General features: G+C 68.0%; 16 protein-coding genes. 6 read left to right on the top strand and 10 right to left on the bottom strand.

Translation table 11 applies throughout. The features are described 5' to 3' along the window. Nucleotides 1-3: 3 nt before the first annotated feature. Both DBZ45_RS17310 and DBZ45_RS17305 read right to left on the bottom strand, forming a co-directional pair. Complete coding sequence (locus DBZ45_RS17310; protein WP_111905098.1) at nucleotides 4-2,694, bottom strand: PEP/pyruvate-binding domain-containing protein; 2,691 nt, start codon at nucleotides 2,692-2,694, stop codon at nucleotides 4-6. Between the two features lie 9 nt (nucleotides 2,695-2,703). Then, a complete protein-coding gene (locus DBZ45_RS17305; protein ID WP_111905097.1) occupies nucleotides 2,704-4,398 on the bottom strand; it encodes a CYTH and CHAD domain-containing protein in 1,695 nt (564 codons plus the stop codon). Between the two features lie 141 nt (nucleotides 4,399-4,539). On the opposite strand from DBZ45_RS17305, the gene DBZ45_RS17300 reads away from it, so the two are divergent. The 3 genes from DBZ45_RS17300 to DBZ45_RS17290 all read left to right on the top strand — a co-directional run bounded on the left by DBZ45_RS17300 (nucleotide 4,540) and on the right by DBZ45_RS17290 (nucleotide 7,784). Next, nucleotides 4,540-5,823 (top strand): MFS transporter, encoded by a 1,284-nt coding sequence (locus DBZ45_RS17300; RefSeq protein WP_111905096.1) that lies wholly within the window; start codon nucleotides 4,540-4,542, stop codon nucleotides 5,821-5,823. 6 nt (nucleotides 5,824-5,829) lie between these two features. Then, nucleotides 5,830-6,510, top strand: a complete 681-nt coding sequence (locus DBZ45_RS17295; protein WP_111905095.1) for a FadR/GntR family transcriptional regulator — start codon at nucleotides 5,830-5,832, stop codon at nucleotides 6,508-6,510. Between the two features lie 83 nt (nucleotides 6,511-6,593). Next, nucleotides 6,594-7,784: an AI-2E family transporter gene (locus tag DBZ45_RS17290; RefSeq protein WP_111905094.1), complete on the top strand. Its 1,191-nt coding sequence runs from the start codon at nucleotides 6,594-6,596 to the stop codon at nucleotides 7,782-7,784. 115 nt (nucleotides 7,785-7,899) lie between these two features. Here DBZ45_RS17290 and DBZ45_RS17285 read toward each other — a convergent pair whose 3' ends face one another. Beyond that, entirely contained in the window at nucleotides 7,900-8,433 is a 534-nt protein-coding gene (locus DBZ45_RS17285) for a hypothetical protein (RefSeq protein WP_111905093.1), read from the bottom strand. Between the two features lie 167 nt (nucleotides 8,434-8,600). Between DBZ45_RS17285 and DBZ45_RS17280 the strand changes: the two genes are divergently transcribed. The 3 genes from DBZ45_RS17280 to DBZ45_RS23310 all read left to right on the top strand — a co-directional run bounded on the left by DBZ45_RS17280 (nucleotide 8,601) and on the right by DBZ45_RS23310 (nucleotide 11,238). Continuing rightward, nucleotides 8,601-8,891 (top strand): hypothetical protein, encoded by a 291-nt coding sequence (locus DBZ45_RS17280; RefSeq protein ID WP_111905092.1) that lies wholly within the window; start codon nucleotides 8,601-8,603, stop codon nucleotides 8,889-8,891. 183 nt (nucleotides 8,892-9,074) lie between these two features. Beyond that, nucleotides 9,075-9,800: a DUF1206 domain-containing protein gene (locus DBZ45_RS17275; protein ID WP_223257139.1), complete on the top strand. Its 726-nt coding sequence runs from the start codon at nucleotides 9,075-9,077 to the stop codon at nucleotides 9,798-9,800. Between the two features lie 34 nt (nucleotides 9,801-9,834). Next, a complete protein-coding gene (locus tag DBZ45_RS23310; RefSeq protein ID WP_223257138.1) occupies nucleotides 9,835-11,238 on the top strand; it encodes an SRPBCC family protein in 1,404 nt (467 codons plus the stop codon). 93 nt (nucleotides 11,239-11,331) lie between these two features. Here the strand turns inward: DBZ45_RS23310 and DBZ45_RS17260 are convergent, their stop codons facing one another. From DBZ45_RS17260 to DBZ45_RS17230, 7 genes are all read right to left on the bottom strand, one after another. Further along, nucleotides 11,332-12,798, bottom strand: coding sequence for an FAD-dependent oxidoreductase (locus DBZ45_RS17260; RefSeq protein WP_111905090.1), 1,467 nt, complete (start codon nucleotides 12,796-12,798; stop codon nucleotides 11,332-11,334). Between the two features lie 101 nt (nucleotides 12,799-12,899). After that, nucleotides 12,900-14,171 carry a uroporphyrinogen-III C-methyltransferase gene (cobA, locus tag DBZ45_RS17255; protein WP_111905089.1) on the bottom strand — a complete coding sequence of 424 codons (1,272 nt, stop codon included), beginning with the start codon at nucleotides 14,169-14,171 and terminating at the stop codon, nucleotides 12,900-12,902. A gap of 124 nt (nucleotides 14,172-14,295) precedes the next feature. Further along, entirely contained in the window at nucleotides 14,296-14,592 is a 297-nt protein-coding gene (locus tag DBZ45_RS17250) for a putative quinol monooxygenase (RefSeq protein WP_111905088.1), read from the bottom strand. Between the two features lie 153 nt (nucleotides 14,593-14,745). Further along, nucleotides 14,746-15,735, bottom strand: a complete 990-nt coding sequence (locus DBZ45_RS17245; RefSeq protein WP_111905087.1) for an ABC transporter permease — start codon at nucleotides 15,733-15,735, stop codon at nucleotides 14,746-14,748. Continuing rightward, a complete protein-coding gene (locus DBZ45_RS17240) occupies nucleotides 15,725-16,450 on the bottom strand; it encodes an ABC transporter ATP-binding protein (protein ID WP_111905086.1) in 726 nt (241 codons plus the stop codon). Before DBZ45_RS17240 ends, DBZ45_RS17245 begins: the two co-directional genes overlap by 11 nt. Before the next feature lie 56 nt (nucleotides 16,451-16,506). Then, nucleotides 16,507-17,640 carry an ABC transporter substrate-binding protein gene (locus DBZ45_RS17235; RefSeq protein ID WP_111905085.1) on the bottom strand — a complete coding sequence of 378 codons (1,134 nt, stop codon included), beginning with the start codon at nucleotides 17,638-17,640 and terminating at the stop codon, nucleotides 16,507-16,509. 147 nt (nucleotides 17,641-17,787) lie between these two features. Then, a complete protein-coding gene (locus DBZ45_RS17230; RefSeq protein WP_111905084.1) occupies nucleotides 17,788-18,954 on the bottom strand; it encodes an RtcB family protein in 1,167 nt (388 codons plus the stop codon). Nucleotides 18,955-19,009: the final 55 nt, after the last annotated feature.

Raw genomic sequence — 19,009 nt, 5'->3', positions numbered from 1 at the left:
ATCCTACCGGCCGCCACCGGAAACACCGGAGAGGTCAAGCACAACCGTCCCCGCCGCTCCGTCCACGGTGACGGTGTCCCCGGTTCGAATGCGCATGGTCGCGTCGGGGACTCCGACGACGGCGGGAAGCCCGTATTCGCGGGCCACCACCGCTCCGTGGGAGATGGGTCCGCCCATTTCCATGACCAGCGCCCCCGCTGTCATGAACAGCGGCGTCCACCCCGGGTCCGTCGACGGGGCGACGAGGATTTCGCCCGGCTCCAGGTGCGCCCCGGCCGGGTCAAGGATGACCCTGGCTTTGCCAGTGACGGTGCCGGCCGAGGCCGGCGTCCCGGCCAGGGTTCCCGCCTGCAGCTGCCCGCCCGAGGACGACGCCGCAGCAGTCCGTCCGGCCATGGCCGCTTCCACGTCGGTGCCATCGGACAGCAGCAGGCGGGGGATGCGCCGGCGCCGCATTTCGCGTAGGTAGCTCTGGCGGCGTTCGGCGACGGGTCCGCGCAGGTCCGCGCCGCGCAATGCCACGCGGGCTTCGGTGAGGTCAAGGAAGAAGACGTCGTCGGGCACCGCGATCCGGCCCGCGTCCGCGAGTTCCTGACCCACCAGCTGGAGCTGGCGGCGGAGGACGGCGAACGCCGCAATGAGCCGGAACTTTGGGTACTCGCGCATGCCGGCGGTTTCGCGGGCACGCCGCAGGCTGTGGGCAACGGTTCTGCCCAACTGCCGGCCCCGGGAACGGGCAGCGCGTGCGGCCAGCTCGGCCGCCTTGGTTTCCGCGTTTTCTGCGGCCCGCCGGAAGACACGGTCCGGTGCGAGTTCCGGGTCCGCCAGCTTCAGGTAGTTGGCCAGGGCGTTGATGATGTGGGCGGGGTCCTCACCCCAGCGGGGAATGCCGAGGTCAATTTCTGCCACGGCGCGGTGTCCGTACCTGGCGAGGAAGTTGCGCAGCGCGCCCTGGCAGACGGTGGGCAGTGATCCCTGGGCGTAGCGGCCGGCGAGTGTCTCCGGATCCTCCCCGGTCAGTGCGCGGACCGACTCGGGGTCCTCCCGGATGGAGGTGGCTGTCCGCCAGAGCTCCAGATCCATCTCTGTGGTCACGTTGTGGGGCAAACCGCGCAGCACGGCCTGCAGCTCGCCGGCCTGCGCAAGCCGGCCCAGCAGCAGCCGGGCCAGGCCAAGCCATACGTACCCGGCGGCCGCCGGCGGCAGTACCCCCATCACGGCGGGCGTGATCTCTTTGGTGAGGAGGCGTTCCACGAAATCCAGCCGCCGGGAGCCAGAGGCCGGCTCCGGCAACACCAGCATCCGGTCCAACGCATGGTCCGCTTCCCTGACCCGCTCCAGCGCGGCGGCGGGATTGACCAGCGCGCGCAGGATTTGCCCAACCAGGCCAAAGGGCGGCGAGGCCCGGAGCCCCGCCTTCAGCGACGCCAGCTTGGGTGCCCTGGTGAGGGCGAAGCGGGGGTCGGCCGCCAGGTAGGCCAGCACATCCACAGACCTGGCATCGGCCACTTTCATGGCTCTCAGGAGGCCGCGCCTCCCGCCCTTGCTCCGCAGGAGGGGCGTGACATCCACATACATGCGCATCCCGATCTGGGCGGAACGGTAAGCCGCGGGTCCGTTGTCCGCCGACCGGGCGCTGTCGCTCATCAGGGTGAAGGATGCCAGTCCCATGGGGGTCAGCGGCCGGGTCAGCCCCTGCAGCAGGCTGGCGCACAAGTAGGCGCGGGCGCCGCCGTCGTGGTTGTCAGGCTCGGGCAGGGGAAACAGCGTGGTGATCGGACGGGATTGCACCACCCGGATTCCGCCGTCCGGCGCGATAGCCCACTCTAGATCCTGCGGCTCGCCGTAGAGTTCTTCCACACGGGTCCCTACCCTTGCCAGGGAGCGGACCTGCTCATCCGTCAGGCACGCCTTGCGGCCGGCGTCCTGCCGGCGCAACAGCCGTGTCCCACCGCCGGGGGCTGGCCCGATTTCGGTGCGTTTGTCCCCCAGGCTCCGCTGGAGGATCTCCCCGGTGGCCGCGTCAACCGTGAACTGGTCCGGGTTCACAGCCCCGCTGACCAGCGCCTCGCCGAGTCCGGGCGCTGCGTCGATGACGGTTTCCCTCCTCCGGCCGGTCAGCGGGTTTGCCGTGAACATCACGCCGGCCACGTCGGCGTCAACCATTTCCTGGACAACGACGGCGAGGCTGACCGAGTGCTGATCCATCCCGTGGTCTGCCCGGTAGGCCACGGCCCGGTCTGACCAGAGGGAGGCCCAGCAGCGGCGGATTGCGTCCAGCAGCGGGTCCGGGCCGACGACGTTGAGGTACGTGTCCAGCTGGCCGGCGAAGCTTGCTTCGGGAAGATCCTCGGCGGTGGCGGAGGAGCGCACGGCCACCGGGAGGTCCCCGCCCAGGCCGGCGTAGGCGGCAAGGATGTCTTCGTTTATGTCCTCGGGTATGGGAGCCGACTCCAGCCTCCCGCGTGTCTGCGCCGCGGGCTCGGAAGGTTGCACTCCTGCCGCGGCCGCCGCCCGCCGGTAGGCCGCGGTGGTGACGCAGAAGCCGGGCGGGACCGGCATTCCGGCGGCCAGAAGGACACCGAGGTTGGCAGCCTTGCCGCCCACCGCTGGCACCATGTCCGCGTCCACGCGGGCCAGGCTGATGACAGTCCCCACCTGGCGTGGTGCGCGCCGCTCTGCCTGTTCAGCCATCGGCCGCCGCTATCCCACTCCGCGCCGGACCAGCTTCCGGGACTTCCGGTGCGCCTTGCGGTACTTGGCTTCGGCTTTGGCGGCGCTCTTCTGCTCCCGCTTCAGCAGCGAGCCGTAGGCCGCCACCACCGGCTCCGGCAGGTCCGGCCCGCCGGCGAGCTTTCCCAGGAAGATCCGCGCCATCACACTGTCGTGGTGGTCGCCGAGGATCTTCTGCTGTTTGTGCGCGGCCTTGGCGAGCTTGGCCGCGCGCTTGCCGAAGACGGGATCGACGGTCTCGGCCGCGTGCCTCAGCCGCTTGGCGTCCTTCCGCACCTGGTGCAGCGCGGTTTCCTGCGCGGTGGCATCCTTGAGCTCCATGCCGGGCTTTTCGCTGGCGTCGTCTTTGACGCGCAGAGCCGCCTTGTGGGCGCGGCGCAGGCGTTTTGCCGACTTGCCCACCAGCTTGCGGGCGGCCTTGCGTGCGGGTGCCGCAGCGGACGGGCGGACGGGCGGGTGGTCACGGAAGTCTTCGAGGTCGTCCAGGAGGCGGAAGTAACGGTCGGTCAGGAGCACCTCCTGCGTCTTGCGGTAACCGGCCTCCAGCCTGGTGACCAGTTCCCGCTCGATGCGCCGCTTCACGTCGTCGGCCGCTTCCCCCGGCGGGAGCTTCCCGGCGTGTGTCCGCAGCCGGTCCAGCATGACTTCAGCGTCACGCGGCGTTCCGAGGATCCGGCCCAGCCACTTGAGCTCGTCGCGCAGCCTGCCCACCGCTCCCCCGCCGTAGAGCTTCCGGTAGACCGCGAGGGCAGACCGCACGCGGCGCGTGGCCGAGCGCATCGCATGGACCGCGTCCGGCTCCTCCAGCCGCACCCGGGGGTCGTTGGCCAGGATTTCGCTGATCTGCCCGTCCAGGTACGCGGTGACGACGGCGGACGCCGGCCACTTCTTGCCCGGTTTCCTGCCGCCGGGCTGCCTTACGCCGCCTTCGGCCTCCGCCGTGCCGTCAGCTTCGGCAGTCCCCGATATTTCCTTGACTTGGGCCTTCGGCGCCGCCGCGCCCAGTGCTCGCCGGAGCTTGGACTCGTGCGCTGCGGGCCGGGCACCTGCCGCGGACAAGACCGCTGCGGCTGCCTTGAAGACCTCCGGCTGGCCGTGGACCAGCTCAAGTTCCCATTCGCGCCACTGCTGCTCCCGGCCGGCGGACTCACCTGCCGGTTTCTGGTCCGCGCCCTGAAGAAGCCTGGCGTCCACGGTGTCGTCGGCAAAGTCGGCGAGGTGCACGCCGTCGTCCCCGTACAGGGCAAGTGTGGTGCGCCGCGTGCTGAGGCGGGCTACGGGCACGGGATCCGATCCGCGGAGGTAGGCGTGCAGGTGGGCCAGCAGTTTCCCCGGAACGACGTCAGCCTGGCCCAGCGGGGCGTGGATCTCGCGGCGGGCTTCCGGTCCCTCTTCCAGTCCGGGTCCGGTTGCGGACCCGGACTCAGCCCCCCGCTCCGGTGGCAGCTTTACATGCCAGCCGGCGTCGGCTCCGCCGCTCCTGCGCCGCAGCGTGATGCGGCGGGAGGCGAGAACCAGATCTTCAGTGTCGAAGTAGACGGCTTCCAGTTCAGCGCCGTGCGGCTCGCCCACGCGGCCCACACCGGGGATGGCGGCGAGGTCGGGCAGCTCGGCGCCGGCGTCGACGTCGTACTTCTTCTCCCTTTCAAGGCCTTCGGCGGTCATGGCCGGACGCCGTCCTTTCCCCTTGCCAATCCCTGCGCGCTACGCGCCTGCTGGCCTGAGTCTATGCCCGCGCAGGAACGGCCCGCGAGAGTTTCCCCACAAAACTCTAGACATCAAACGTCAAACGTCTAACGTTAAGGAATGGCGACCACTTCCTCAGCACCCGCGACCACGGCCACGTACCCAACCAGGCCCCGCGCCGCCGTCGCCGCCGCCGTGATTGCCCTGGTCCTCATCGGCCTGAACCTGAGAGCCGGCATCACCGGCGCCTCGGCGTTGCTGCACGACCTGCAGCAGGTGCTGGGATACGGGCCGCTGGTCGCCTCGCTTATCCCCTCCATTCCCACGCTGTGCTTCGCGGTGGCCGGTGCCGCGACGTCGTGGCTGACCGGGAAGCTCGGCGTCGAGAAGGCCATCCTGCTCTCGCTCGGCATGCTGGCAGGCGGGCTGCTGCTCCGGGGCATTCCCACCACAGGAATGCTGGTGGCGGGCACGGTGGTTGGGATGTCCGGACTTGCTGTCTGCAACGTGTCCATGCCGTCCTTCATCCGGGAGCACTTCGCCGCTCGCACCTCGCTCATGACGGGCGTCTACACGGTGACCATGACCAGCGGCGCCACCGCCATGGCCGTCGTCGTGGTTCCGCTGTCGCAGGCGCTGGGGTCGCCGTCGGCCGGGCTGGGCACCATCGGGGTCCTCGCCCTGTCCGCATTCCTCGGCTTCCTGCCCGTGACGCTGCACGCCCACCGCAACACTGCCCGCAAAACGGCCGGACACATCTCCCCGTGGCCGCTGCTGCGCACCAAGACCGGGCGGCTGCTCACCGGCATTTTCACCCTGCAGGCGCTGCTGGCCTACGCGCTGCTCAGCTGGTTCCCGTACATGCTCACCACCATGGGCCTCAGCGCTGCGGACAGCGCCATCATGTTCGGCGTCATGCAACTGGTCTCCGTACCTGCCGGGATGGTGCTGATCGCCATCGGGTCCCGGCCGCGGATGCTGCGCCCCGCCGTCTACCTGGCCACCCTCACCATGACGGCCGGTATCGCCGCGTTGCTCTTCCTTCCCGTGTCACAGGCCGTCATCCCCGCGGTGCTGCTGGGCTTCGGGCTGGGCATCTTCCCCCTGGTGATGGTGATCATCAGCCGCAGCGGGCGGAGCACCGCCGAAACCACGGCACTGTCCACGCTGGCCCAGTCCACCGGCTATCTCCTGGCCACCGTGGGGCCGTTCGGCATGGGCCTGCTGCACAGCGCGACGGGCAGCTGGACGCTGCCGCTGGCGCTGCTCCTGGCCATCGCCGTGGTGCAGATCGCGGTGGCGCACATGCTCAGCAGCCGCCGGGCTGCCGGAGTGAGCGCCGCCGGCACCGGCGCTGCCGGCACCGGCGCCGCCGGCACCGGCGCTGCCGGAATGAAAGAATAGGACGCCATGACCCTGAGCACGTCGCACCGCCAGCCGCTGGCGGACGAAGTCACCGCCAAACTCCGAGAAATGATCCAGACGGGTGAGTGGCCGCTGCAGCAGCGCATCCCGTCCGAAACCGAACTCATGACCGGACTCGGCGTGTCCCGCGGGACACTCCGGGAGGCGGTCAAGGCGCTGGCCCACAGCGGGATGCTCGAAGTCCGCCGCGGCGACGGGACCTATGTCCGTGCCACCAGCGAAATCTCGGGGGCCGCGCGCCGGCTGTACAAGGAGCACACGGACGAACACGTCCTCGAGGTCCGCGTGGGGCTGGACACGCAAGCGGCGCGCCTTGCCGCCCGGCATGCAACGGCGGACGACGTTGCCGCCATGCGTGCGCTGCTCACCGAAGGTGAGGAGGCCTGGCGCGCTGCGGACTTCGCGCGCTGGGCCCGCGCGGACTGGGGCTTCCACGAGCGGGTGGCACAGGCCTCGGGCAACCCCCTGCTGCACGAGCTCTATGTCAGCTTCGGCGACGTGTTCCACGCCGACCTGCTGAAGCAGCACCGCCGCCCCGGCTTCAACGGGCTGCCGCAGGCGGGCCACGGTGAGCTCGTGAATGCCATCGAAGCGCATGACGGCGAGGCGGCCCTGGCCAGCGTGCACCGGAACCTCAACTCCTGCGCGGAGTGGCTGCGGGAGTAACGGGCTATCGCCCGAACAGGGAACATCAGTAGGCTTACTAAGCAAGCCAGTCGCCTGGTTGCCCTGATGAGTAGGAGTTCCCCATGGCCCGAACAGCCCGACTGTCCGAGCAAGATCCGCCCCAAGAGCTTGCACCCGGCCCGCTCCTGGGCCGCAAGGCACCCCGGCAGCCGAACCACAAACCGCTCCACGGGCTGTGGTCCGACAACCTCGGCAAGGTGGGGATCCGGTGCGCCCAAGTCCTGCTGGTCCTTGCCGTGGCAGCAGTGTCCGTGTACGGACTCCTGCAGGTCCGGCTGCTGGTCATTCCCGTGCTGATCGCGCTGATCCTCGCGGCCGCCATTGGGCCGTTCGTCAACCTGCTGCGGCGCCGCGGGCTTCCCGGCGGGGCCGCCACGGCGGTGGCATTCGTGGCCCTGCTGCTCCTGCTGGCCGGCGTCGCCACCGTGATCTACTTCTCCGTCCGCAGCCAGTGGGGCGAGCTGGCGCAGCGGGCCTCTGAGGGACTCGACGAACTCGAACGCTTCCTCCTCTCCGGCCCGGTCCCCATTGACCGCGAGCAGCTGAACCAGGCCCGGGAAGGCGCTGTCCAGTTCGCCACAAGCAGCCAGGTGCGCTCGGGAGCCATCACCGGCCTGTCTGTGGTGACGGAATTCCTGGCCGGCGCGAGCCTCATGGTGGTGATCCTCTTCTTCTTCCTCAAGGACGGCGCGAAGATCTGGAACTTTCTCCTGCGCCCCTTCACCGGGGAACGGGAAGCCAGGCTGCGGCGCGTGGGCAAGCGGACCCTCGAGGTTTTGGGCGGCTATGTCCGGGGCACAGCCATTGTGGCACTGGTGGATACGGTGGCCATCGGCGCAGCGCTGCTCATCATGCAGGTGCCGCTGGCCATCCCCCTGGCCATCATCGTCTTCATCGGCGCCTTTGTTCCGCTCGTGGGAGCCACAGTGGCCGGCATCCTGGCAGCCCTGGTGGCCCTCGTCGCCAACGGCCCGGTGGTGGCACTGATCGTGGTGGCGGTGGTCATCGCCGTCAACCAGCTCGAAGGCGACCTGCTGCAGCCGGTCGTCATGGGCAAGTCCCTGCAACTCCACGCCCTCGTCATCCTCATGGCCCTGACGGCGGGCACCATCCTGGCGGGCATCATCGGCGCCGTCCTGTCCGTGCCGCTCGCGGCCGTGGCGTGGGCGATTATCCAGGTGTGGACGGCCGAGGACCCCCACCTCCAGGACATGAACCCGGACCTGCCGCCCGCAGACAGCCAGCCTACGTAGGACACCCCGCGTCAGCGGAGGTGATCCGCGCACGACGGCGGCCGGGCCCGATGGGTACCCGGCCGCCGTCGTACGTCATTGACTTAGAGTCCGTTATCGCCGGCGGCGGACGCCGTCAGCGCAGCCCCTTGAAAACGTTCTTGGGCCGCTGCATCTCACCGTGCTTCGCGCCAAGGACGATGACGGAGGCGGCGAAGGCGGGGATGGTCCACTGCAGCACTTTCAGCTGCTTCTGCGCCGACTGCAGTTTCGCGGAAGAGCCGGGCCGCGGCTCGGTGGCACCTTCGGCACCCTCATCGGCCAGCTTGTCCACCTTCTTCCCCAGTAGACCCGCGTACAGCGTGACTGCGGCCCCCGCCACCGTGACAGCCGTCTTGTAGACGGTGTCCCGGGCCACGCCCTCCTGGCTTGCGATCCTGTCCTTGTTTTCCAGCGCAATAAACAGGTCCGCGAGCAGGTGGGTTGCGAAGGCGGCCGTCTGGACCGGGGCCCACTTCATCCAGCCGCGGCTCGAGAGGCGCGTGCGCTCGGCGGGATCCTTCGCCTCAGCAGCGGCTCCGTTGAGGCCGACCGCCCCCATCAGGGAGCCGCCAAACCAGGCCGCTGCCGTGAGGTCATGAACAGACCGTGCAAATAGATTTCCAGCCATGATGTCCTTCCTAATACGAGAGGTTCAATCCGGAACACTGGCTGCGGCGGGCCCTGGGTCCAGGTGCCCTGCAGCCGTACCAAAGACATGGTCCCCACATGGTAAGCACACTTACTAACGTTACGATAGCCCGTAATATCAGTGGTTCTGTGCGTAAAATCAAGGCCATGGGATCAACAGGAACACTGTTCGGCTGGGCATTCGGCGACTCCGAACGCGAAGACGACCAGGCGTACGTGGACGGGCTGAAGGGCGAGGCGCTGTCGAACGCGACGCAGGCCGCCAAAAGCAAGGGCTTCGATGTCGAGGCGGGCTCGGAAGTATTCACCGTCCTCAGCGCCGGCGACGCCCTCGTCGACATCGACACGGCGCCCGACGACCTCGTGGTGCGCTGCACGGTAAGACTCGTGGGCGAGGGCGCCGAGCGCATCCACGCGGAAGGGCCGATGAACGGCTGAACGCAGTAAGGCAAATGGAGCACGGCTGGACACCGTCCGGCAGACACCAGGACGGATAAGCGGGAACGGCTACCGGAGGGCACTACGGACTACGACTCGACGATCAGCGAGGCGGCCGACGCCGCGGAGGCTGCATCGAACACCAAGGCGCTCGACGTCGTCGCGCGTTCCGGTTTCGCTGTGATGGCCCTGCTGCACATTATTCTCGGCGCCATCGCGATTGCCCTGGCCTTCGGCCACCCCGGGGAGGCCGAGCCCACCGGTGCCATCGAACAGCTGGCCGCCAATCCCTGGGGCCCGGCAGTCATGTGGGCGTGCCTGATCGCGTGCTGGGGGCTCGCCCTCTGGCAGTTGAGCGAGGCCACTCTCCGGGCCCGCCATCTGCCGCGCAAGGAACGGATCGGGAAGCTGATCTCCTCCGGCTTCCTCGCGATCGCTTATGGCAGCGTCGGGGTCAGTTTCGGCGGTTTCGCGGTGGGGCTTCGCGGCGACTCCGGTGAATCAACACGGGACGTGAGCGCGGCACTCCTCAGCAACCCCTTTGGCGGCGTGATCCTCAGCGCCCTCGGCCTGACCGTCATTGGCGTGGGCATCTACTTCGTGGCGAAGGGCATCCGGCGCGGCTTCAAGGAGGAGCTCTTCCACTTTGACGGCACCCGCCGGGGCAAACTCATCGACATCCTGGGTGTGACCGGGCATGTGGCCAAAGGCATCGCGCTGTTCCTTGCCGGGCTGCTCTTCGCCATCGCGGCCGCCAAACGCACGCCCGAAGAATCCACCGGCCTCGACGGCAGCCTGAAGGCCCTGCGGGACCATGCGTATGGGCCCTACCTGCTGTTCGCCATCGGTGCAGGCTTCATTTGCTACGGAATCTTCGCCCTGGTCCGGTCAAAGTTCGGCAGGATGTAGCCATGGGAACGGGCCAGCGATGGGAAGGCGACGCGTGAAAAGACGATTCAGCGGCGATCCGGGCGGCGCGCCACATCGCACGCACGACCTGGCCTCGGACCGGGCGGCAGACCTCGCCGGGCTCGGCTTCGCCGCCGCGTTCCGGGCGATTAAGGCAGTGCGCCCCGTCCGCCCCATCCATCCGCGGGGCATCAGCCTGGTGGGGGAACTGAACCTCACGGGCGCCGCGGGGCGGGCAGCGGCAGGTCTTCCGGCGGCCAGCGGAATCGCTTGGCTCGACGACGCCGGGACCTTCCAGGTACGCGGCCGGTTTTCCCGCTCGGTCGGCCTTCCCGAGTCGCTGCCGGACATACTGGGTTTGGCGCTGCGGACTTCGGGCGCATTAGGTGCTGCCGGTGCCGGTGACATCCCCGGCGTCGGTGACGGTGCCGACGTCGGGGATGTCCTGTTTGCTTCGACCGGCTGGGGCGTGCCGGGCCGTTTCATTCTGCTGCCCAAGCTGGATGTTGGCTCCGCCAGGTTCACCACGCTCATGCCGTACAGGGGTGCCAGCGGCCCCGTCCTTCTGGGACTGCGCACCCTGTCGCTGCCCGGGCGTGCCACCGGCAGGGCGGACACCGGGGGCAATTTCAAGGAGTCGCTGGGTACCGAAGACTGGACCTTGGCGCTGCATTACGCCACCCCGGCAGGCCGGTGGGTGCCGGCCGGTGTGCTGCACCTGAGGGCCGCTGCTTCCGACGCCGGGCACGCGGACGGTGCGGAAAGGGACGGTAGGGACAGTGCCAGCACGGACACAGCCATCCGGTTTGATCCGCTGGAGCATCCCCTGCCCGGCGCCGGGACGTATCCCTGGGCGCGCCGGCTCCGGGAGCGTTCGTACCGGGCCGCCCGGCGCCCCTCCCCCCGCATTATTGCCGCCCCGGATCCCGCCGGGTCCACAGCTGCAGACCGGATCTCCGCCACCCGCCGGCAGGGCCCGGCCGACGAAAGGAACACCATGTCAACCGTCACGCAGGTCTTCAATTCACCGGCATCGGCAGTCTGGAGGGTGATTGCGGACGGCTGGCTCTATTCCGGCTGGGTGGTCGGGGCCTCGAGAATCCGCGACGTGGATGCGCAGTGGCCGGCGGTCGGGTCACTGCTCCACCACTCGGTCGGCGCCTGGCCGCTGCTCATCAACGATTCAACCAAGGTGACGGCGGCCGACCCGGGGCGGCAGCTGGAACTGATCGCGCGCGGCTGGCCGATCGGCGAGGCCAAGGTGATTATCACCCTCGAGGACCTCGGCGAGCAGTGCCGGGTCACGATGAGCGAGGACGCGGTCCGCGGCCCCGGCCTGGCGGTTCCCAAGGCGCTGCGCGACCCGATGATCACGGTGCGCAACCGCGAAACCCTGCAGCGCCTCGAGCTCATGGCCGCCGGCGGTGCGGGAGCCTAAACCAACGCGGGTTAAACCAACGCGAGGTCACTTGGCGCCCAATATTCCGTATGGAACAGGCGCGAAGTGACCTCGCGTTGCTTTAGAAAACTCTCAGACGCTGGCGGGAATCCCGTCGCGGGAGATGGAGACCATGTCCTCGCGCGGCACCACCTTGACGCGCTCACGCACAACCTCAACACCGTGTGAGCCGCCGGCAGCGGTGGCCTCGGCGCCCAGGGCGAGCTCGTGCGCGTCCAGTGCCAGCCAGCCTTCCCAGGTGGTGTATTCCACGCCGCGGCTCTCAAGCAGGTCGACGACGGCGCTGGCAGCGGGTGCCTCGGCAACGGGCAGGTTTTCGCGGTCTTCCAGCAGGAAGGTCACGGTCTCGAGGGCATCGCCCTTGGTGTGGCCGATCAGGCCGACCGGTCCGCGCTTGATCCAGCCGGTGGCGTAGATGCCCGGGACGTGCTCGCCGGAGGCGTCCAGGACGCGGCCGCCGGCGTTCGGGACAACGCCCTTCTTGTGGTCGAACTCGATCTCCGGCAGGGCCGAACCGAAGTAGCCGATGGCGCGGTAAACGGCCTGGACCGGGTAGTCGACGAACTCGCCGGTGCCGCGGGCGTTGCCCGTGCCGTCCAGTTCGGTGCGTTCAAACTTCATGCCGCTGACGCGCCCGGGGTTCTCGGCGTCGTCGTAAATTTCCACCGGGCTGTGCAGGAAGTGCAGGTGCAGGCGGCGGGATGCCTTGAGCTCGGAGAGGTCCTCAGGCTGCTCGGCGATCCAGTTGGTGAGCGTTCCAACCATGGTCTTGATCTGGTTGTTGCTCTGGATCTGGCGGTCCGATTCCTCGTCGAACTCGAAGTCCTCCGGGTACAGGATGATGTCCACGTCCTTGGAGTGGGACAGCTCGCGCAGCTCCAGCGGGGTGAACTTGACCTGGGCCGGGCCACGGCGGCCAAAGACGTGGACGTCCGTGACCGGCGATGCCTTCAGGCCGGCGTAGACGTTGTCCGGGATTTCGGAGACCAGCAGGTCGTCGGCGTGCTTGGAGAGGACGCGGGCTACGTCGAGGGCCACGTTGCCGTTGCCGATAACGGCGATTTCCTTCGCGTCCAGCGGCCATTCGCGGGAAACGTCAGGGTGTCCGTCGTACCAGGACACGAAGTCGGCGCCGCCGAAGGAGCCCTCGAGTTCGATGCCGGGGATGTTCAGGTCGGCGTCCTTGATGGCGCCGGTGGCGAAGATGACGGCGTCGTAGTGCGTCTTCAGGTCCTCGATGGAGAGGTCCGTGCCGTAGTCAACGTTGCCGAAGAAGCGGATGTCGCCGCGGTCCAGTACCTTGTGCAGGGCGTTGACGATGCCCTTGATGCGCGGGTGGTCCGGGGCCACACCGTAGCGGATCAGGCCGTAGGGTGCCGGGTAGCGGTCAAAGAGGTCGATGCTCACGGTCAGCTCGCCGCTCTTGACGGCCTCGCTCTTGGTGAGGATGTCCGCTGCGTAGACGCCGGCCGGGCCGGATCCGATGACGGCCACGCGCAACGGGCGGGCGGCGGTTCCTACGGGGGTGCTGGTTGACACGGCTGTGTTCCTTTTCTTCGGTCCCACCCAACTGACTCGCATTTGTTGTCGTTTTGAAGGCTCATAACGACAACAACTGCCAGCTAGTTGGGACTCGGGGGCTAGGGGGTGAGAACGCGGGTGGTGCTTGTGCGGGGCTTGTTGGGGCTGGTGGTGCTGTAGTCGGCGGTTTTGAAGTGCGACGGCGCGAAGGGGCTGACGCGGACAACGTCACCGATGACGATCACTGCAGGATTGGCGACGCCGGCGGCCTCGGCCTGGTCGGCGATGGTGCCGAGGGTGCCGATGGTGACGCGCTGGTCCGGCAGGTAGCCGTTTTCAACAATACCAACTGGTGTGTCTCCGGGCAGGCCGGCTTTGCCGAGGGCGGACGCGGATTCGCGCAGCTGGCCCACGCCCATCAGCAGCACCACGGTGTGGTCGGCGCGGGCCGGGACCTCGGACAGTTCCTCGTGGCCCGTTACAACGCTGAAGCCCTTCGCCAGGCCGCGGTGCGTGACCGGGATGCCCGCTGCGGCGGGGACAGAGATCGCGGAGGTCACGCCGGAAACCACTTCAACCTCGACGCCGTGCCGGCGGCAGAATTCCGCCTCCTCGCCGCCGCGGCCCAGGACGTAGGGGTCGCCGCCTTTGAGACGCACCACGCGGTGGCCTTGAAGGGCTTCCTCGACGAGGATCCGGTTGATCTCGGCCTGCGGCACGGGGTGGTGGCCGGGGGTCTTGCCCACCTCGATGACGCGGACGTCCGGGGCAAGTTCGTTGAGCAGTTCACGGGGACCGAGGCGGTCGGCGACGACGACGTCGGCCTGGCCGAGCAGCCGGCGGCCGCGGACGGTGATGAGGCCGGTGTCGCCGGGGCCGCCACCGACAAGGGCAACCGATCCGCGGTGTGCCCGGCGGCGCCGCAGCGGCAGGTCGCCGGACTCCAGGGCGGTGGCGACGGCATCGCGCAGGGCCATGGCACGGCGGGGGTCTCCCCCGGCGTTGACGGCGATCTTGACGTCGTCCACCACGGCGACGGCGGGCGTCCAGGCGGCGGATGCTTCATGGTCGGAGGCGTTGACGCACCAGACGCGCTGCGCCTCGGCGTCGGAAGCTACCAGCTTATCCACCATGGGATCGCCAGTGGCGGTCTGGACGAACCAGACGCCGTCGACATCCTCGGACCGGTAGGTGCGGGGCTCCCAGGTGAGAAGGCCGGCGTCGGCGAGTTCGCGGAGCGCGGCAGTGGCCTCGGGGGCAACCACGGTGACGCGGGCACCGGCGTCAAGCAGGCCCTTCGCGCGGCGCGCAGCAACGCGTCCGCCGCCCACCACCAGCACAGGGCGGCCGAGGAGGCGCAGCGCAGTGGGGTAAATGTCCTGAATTGCCATGAATCAACGGTAGGGCTGTATTACGGGCCCCACCAACGGCACAGAAACACCAGTTCACGCAAGGTAACGCTGCGTCACATAGGTGCGGAGGCGGCGTAGGGCCGCCTCCGCCCCACGCGGGCCGTTACTTTACGGCGATGAGTTCGATCGGCCGGATGTCCGGATCCTTGGCGAGCAGGGACGGACCATATTGGCCAAGGGCTGCAGGAATGGCCCCTTGGAGGTGCGCCTGTCGGTCCTCCTCAGTGTCAAAAGTGTCGAAAATGCCGAAGGTGTTCGCGCTGACTCGGAAGGCGTACCAGGTCCTCGTGCCGGGCTCGGTGAGCACTATCTCGCGGCCGCCGCCGAGGAAGTCCCAAACTTCCTGTTCCTTCCCGGGCTTGGCCTCGACCAGTGCCAGCAGTCCAAATTTTGGTGCCACGGCTACCTCCTGAACAGTTGTGGAATCGGGCCGGATGCCGGCCTCATCGCGAGTCTAGGCATGCATTGTTCGCGGAGCAAGGGTCCGTCGGCGGGCAGAGGAAAGCCCGACGGCGGAGTCGCCGTCGGGCTTTCGGGTTCAGTACGGGGGTGCTTAGCGGGTGCTGCCTGCCAGGAGGCCGCGGCGCTGGAGGAGTCGCTTCTCGATCGGCGCGAACACCAGCAGCTCGATCAGGATGCCCACGGCCAGGATCAGGAGGATCGCGGACATGACGATGGTCATGTCGGCAAGGTCGCGGCCCTGGTTCAGCATGGAGCCGAGGCCGAAGCCGATGGTGCCGCCCACGGCGATGATTTCCGCGGCCATGAGCGAACGCCAGGAGAAGGCCCAGCCCTGCTTGAGGCCACTGAGATAACCCGGAAGTGCCGCGGGGAGGATGACCTGTACGGCCATCTGAAGCCGCGAGGCGCCGAGGACCGTACCCACGCTGCGGTACTGCGGCGGGATCTGGTCAACACCGGAGATCAGTCCGTTGATGATGGACGGGATGGCACCCATGAACACCACGAAGTACACCGTGGCGTCGGTGAGGCCGAACCAGATGATGGCGGCCGGCACCCAGGCCACCGACGGCAGCACCTGCAGTCCGGAAATCAGCGGCCCGAACGCCCTGCGTAGCGGCGCCACCTGGGCTAGGAGCAGCCCGACAGGTGTGGCGATCGCAACACTGATTAGGAACCCCAGAAGCCCGCGCTGCAGCGACGTCCAGACGGCCTCCTGCAGCGACCCCTCAGCCCACAGCGCACCGAACTGCTCCAGCACGTCCATGGGGCCGGGCACCTGGTCGCGGCGCTTGAGGCCCAGCGAAACGTAGAACTGCCAGATAATGATCAGCACCACGACGGCGGCGATCGGCAGCAGGATCCGGCTCCAGTCGATGCGCGCCTTGCGAACAGCGTCCGACTGCAGCGAGTCCAGCCCCGATTCGAGTTCGCGCAGGTCCGCCGAGCCAGTGGAAGACCGGGTCAGCGCGGCGTGAACCTTTTCCGCGGCGCTGGTTGAGATCTTGGTTTCGGCAGGCTCAACCAGCGGCGTTTCGGTCGCCTCGGGCGTCTCGGCCACGGGAGATGAGTTACTTGGCATGGCGGCGGATCTCCTCTCGCAGCCGGGCGGTGATGACCCCGGTCAGCTGTCCGGCAAGACCGGCGTCGGTACGGTGTTCTTCGGTGACTTCCCATTCCTGCACCACGCGGCCGGGCCGGGAGGACAGCAGCAGGACGCGCTGGCCCAGGCGGACCGCCTCGCGGACGTTGTGGGTCACAAAGACGATGGTGCGTCCGGTTTCCTTCCAGATGCGCTCGAGTTCGTCGTGCAGCAGGTCGCGGGTGATGGCGTCCAGCGCCGCGAACGGCTCATCCATGAGGAGCAACTGGCGGTCCTGCGCGAGCGAGCGGGCCAGAGCCACGCGCTGACGCATGCCGCCGGACAGCTCGTGCGGACGCCGGTCAGCGGCCTCGGCAAGGTGGACCAGGTCCAGCAGCTCGGCGGCCTTGACGCGCCGTTCGGCCTTGCCCACCCCGCGCAGCTTCAGCGCCAGCTCCACGTTCTCGCGGGCGGTGAGCCACGGGAACAGGGCAGAGTCCTGGAACATGAAGGCGGCGCCGTCGCTGGGCACCTCCAGGGCGCCCGACGTCGGGAGCTCCAGTCCCGCCATAATGTTCAGCAAGGTGGACTTGCCACAGCCGGACGCCCCCAGGAGTGCGACGAACTCGCCCCTGCCGATGGTGGCGTTGACGTCGTCCAGCACCGGGGCGCCTTCGCCGAAGCGCTTGCCCAGGTTCTCCAGTACGACTGGCATGGTTCCGTCCTTTGTTCGTGGTGCGTTAAATGCAGCGGCGCAGATGCGGGGCCGGACTAATCCTGGCCCAGCCCTGCAGCTGTGATTTTTTCCGTGGCCACTGAATTCAGCGCCCGGAGATCGAAGAGGCCGTTGAGGTCGGCCTGCTTGGTGGTGCCGGCGTCCACACCGTCCTGCAGCAGCTTCTTGTACGTTCCCGCCAGCGGGTCCACCGTGAACACGATGTTCTTCAGCGAGCGGTCAATGACGTTAGGCGCCAGGGCCTTGCCTGCATCCTGTTTGAGGGCGGCATTGACGACGGCGGCCTTCTCGGCGGAGGGGGTGTCGTTGAGCCACTTCACGGCTTGGACATGGCCCTTGAGCAGGGCCTCCACGGTCTGCGGGTGCTCCGCGGCGAACTTCTTGTTCACGATCAGGATCGTGGTGGGGAACTCGCCGGGCTTGCCGGTCAGCGAGCCGTCCCACAGGTCCTTCTCGTCCACCAGGACCTTCGCTCCGGCCTGGAGCACCAGACGGGAGGCCCACGGCTCGGGCACCCACGCGCCGTCGAGCTTGCCGTCCTGGAACAGCTTCAGGGTCTGGGCGTTCTCGGTGGGATTGATGGCAACGTCCCCGCCGCCGTCGGGAGTGGTCTTGTAACCCTGCTTGCCCAGCCAGGCGCGCAGCGCCACGTCCTGGGTGCCACCCAGCTGCGGGGAGGCCAGGGTCTTGCCCTTGAGGTCGGCCGCGGACTTGATCTCCGGCTTGACCACCAGCTGCGCGCCGCCGGAGGCTGCCCCGGCGATGACGCTGACGGATTCGCCCTTGCTCTTAACGAAAGAATTGATGGCCGGGTTCGGACCGATGTACGTGGCATCGATCGCGCCCGCGTTCAGCGCCTCAATAGCGGCCGGGCCGGCGTTAAATACCTGGGTGCTGAGCTTGGTGTCGCCCAGGTTCTTGGCAATGAGGCCCTGCTTCACTCCGACCAGTGCCGGGGCATGCGTGATGTTTCCGAAGTAGCCCAGCTTTAGCTCGGCCGCCGGGGTACCCGCCGCGTCCGGAGCCGCGGAGGCATTGGAATCCCGGGCCACTGCCGACGCAACAACCGCTCCAACACTGATCAGCAGGACCAGGCCGACGGCCAGCGCGACTTCCAGGGCGCGGCGGCGCTTGGGCGTCTGGCTCTCGCCGGCCACAATGCGGGTCATGCCCGGCCTGGAAGTACTCATGGATTCACCATAGGGACTGGCGTAAACACGGTTCAACGAAGCGGAAACCGGGGGTCACGCACGTTCATGCAGCGTCACATTCAGCCACATAAATCCGCCTGTGCGCAGGCCTTAACATTTCAGGGGCTAATCCCCCTTGACATTGACCAGCTGGCGCAGCCGGTGCCGTACCCTCACGAGGTCCTTGGCGTCGTGCATGACCTGGTCGATGGGCTTGTAGGCGGCCGGGATCTCATCGATGAACGCCTCGCTGGCCCGGAACTCGATCCCGTGCATGGCCTCCTTGAGCTGGGCGAGAGAAAACGTCTTGCGCGCTGCGTTACGCGAATACTCCCGGCCGGCACCGTGGGGTGAGGAGTTCAGGGAGGCGGTGTTGCCCAGTCCCTCCACGACGTACGACGCCGTCCCCATGGATCCCGGAATCAGGCCGGGGTCGCCGGCCTCGGCCTTGATGGCGCCCTTGCGCGACACCCAGACCGACTTTCCGTAATGCGTTTCCTGTTGGGTGAAGTTGTGGTGGCAGTTGATCCGCTCCGTCTCCGTGACCGTTCCGCCGACCCAATCACCGAACTGCCGGATCACGCGGTCCATCATCTCCTCGCGGTTCAGCAGGGCGAAGTGCTGGGCCCAGCGCAGCTCCTTGATGTACCGCGTGAACTCCTTCGTGCCCTCCTCCAGGTACGCGAGGTCCGGGTCCTCCAGGCTGATGCGCTTGTCCCGGGCCACGCCCTGCGCCACCTTGATGTGGTGCTGGGCGATCTTGTTGCCGATGCCGCGTGAGCCCGAGTGCAGGAACAGCCACACGGCGTCGGTCTCGTCGGTGCAGACCTCGATGAAGTGGTTGCCGGAGCCGAGCGAGCCGAGCTGCAGGTCCCATTTCGCCACATACTGCGCCGGGTTGAACCCGGCCTTTTCGGCCCGCCGGTGCAGCTCCGCGATGCGCGGCTCCGCAGTGGTCGTCACCTTGCGGTTGTTGTGGCCCGCCGACAGCGGAACGGCGCGCTCGATGTTCTCGCGCAGCGGCTTCCGGTCCCGCGGCAGGTCTTTAAGGCTGTACTGGGTTCGCACCGCGATCATGCCGCAGCCGATGTCCACCCCGACGGCGGCCGGAATGATCGCCCCGAGCGTCGGGATGACGGACCCCACCGTTGCGCCTTTGCCCAGGTGTGCGTCCGGCATCAGTGCCAAGTGGGGGTAGATGAACGGTAGGCGGGAGGTAGTCAGGGCCTGCTCGCGGGTCTTGTCGTCCAGAATTGACGCCCAGTTGATGAGCCGGCTGGTGATGGATTCCACGTACCCTCCCGGGACGAACGAGGACTAACGTTGTTCCTAGGCTAGACCTCGCCCC

The organism is Arthrobacter globiformis (genome assembly GCF_003261175.1).
Taxonomy (GTDB): Bacteria; Actinomycetota; Actinomycetes; order Actinomycetales; family Micrococcaceae; genus Arthrobacter; species Arthrobacter globiformis_A.
The sequence above is the reverse complement of the archived record's forward strand: the minus strand, read 5'-3'. Positions and strand labels throughout refer to the sequence as shown.

What these genes read in the sequence shown, in the direction of transcription:
- DBZ45_RS17300 (WP_111905096.1), top strand. Translation starts at nt 4,540, where the DNA reads ATGGCGACCACTTCCTCAGCACCCGCGACCACGGCCACGTACCCAACC.
- DBZ45_RS17245 (WP_111905087.1), bottom strand. Translation starts at nt 15,735, where the DNA reads ATGCCAAGTAACTCATCTCCCGTGGCCGAGACGCCCGAGGCGACCGAA.
- DBZ45_RS17295 (WP_111905095.1), top strand. Translation starts at nt 5,830, where the DNA reads ATGACCCTGAGCACGTCGCACCGCCAGCCGCTGGCGGACGAAGTCACC.
- DBZ45_RS17310 (WP_111905098.1), bottom strand. Translation starts at nt 2,694, where the DNA reads ATGGCTGAACAGGCAGAGCGGCGCGCACCACGCCAGGTGGGGACTGTC.
- DBZ45_RS17305 (WP_111905097.1), bottom strand. Translation starts at nt 4,398, where the DNA reads ATGACCGCCGAAGGCCTTGAAAGGGAGAAGAAGTACGACGTCGACGCC.
- DBZ45_RS17290 (WP_111905094.1), top strand. Translation starts at nt 6,594, where the DNA reads ATGGCCCGAACAGCCCGACTGTCCGAGCAAGATCCGCCCCAAGAGCTT.
- DBZ45_RS17275 (WP_223257139.1), top strand. Translation starts at nt 9,075, where the DNA reads ATGGCCCTGCTGCACATTATTCTCGGCGCCATCGCGATTGCCCTGGCC.
- DBZ45_RS17235 (WP_111905085.1), bottom strand. Translation starts at nt 17,640, where the DNA reads ATGACCCGCATTGTGGCCGGCGAGAGCCAGACGCCCAAGCGCCGCCGC.
- DBZ45_RS17280 (WP_111905092.1), top strand. Translation starts at nt 8,601, where the DNA reads ATGGGATCAACAGGAACACTGTTCGGCTGGGCATTCGGCGACTCCGAA.
- cobA (WP_111905089.1), bottom strand. Translation starts at nt 14,171, where the DNA reads ATGGCAATTCAGGACATTTACCCCACTGCGCTGCGCCTCCTCGGCCGC.
- DBZ45_RS17285 (WP_111905093.1), bottom strand. Translation starts at nt 8,433, where the DNA reads ATGGCTGGAAATCTATTTGCACGGTCTGTTCATGACCTCACGGCAGCG.
- DBZ45_RS17240 (WP_111905086.1), bottom strand. Translation starts at nt 16,450, where the DNA reads ATGCCAGTCGTACTGGAGAACCTGGGCAAGCGCTTCGGCGAAGGCGCC.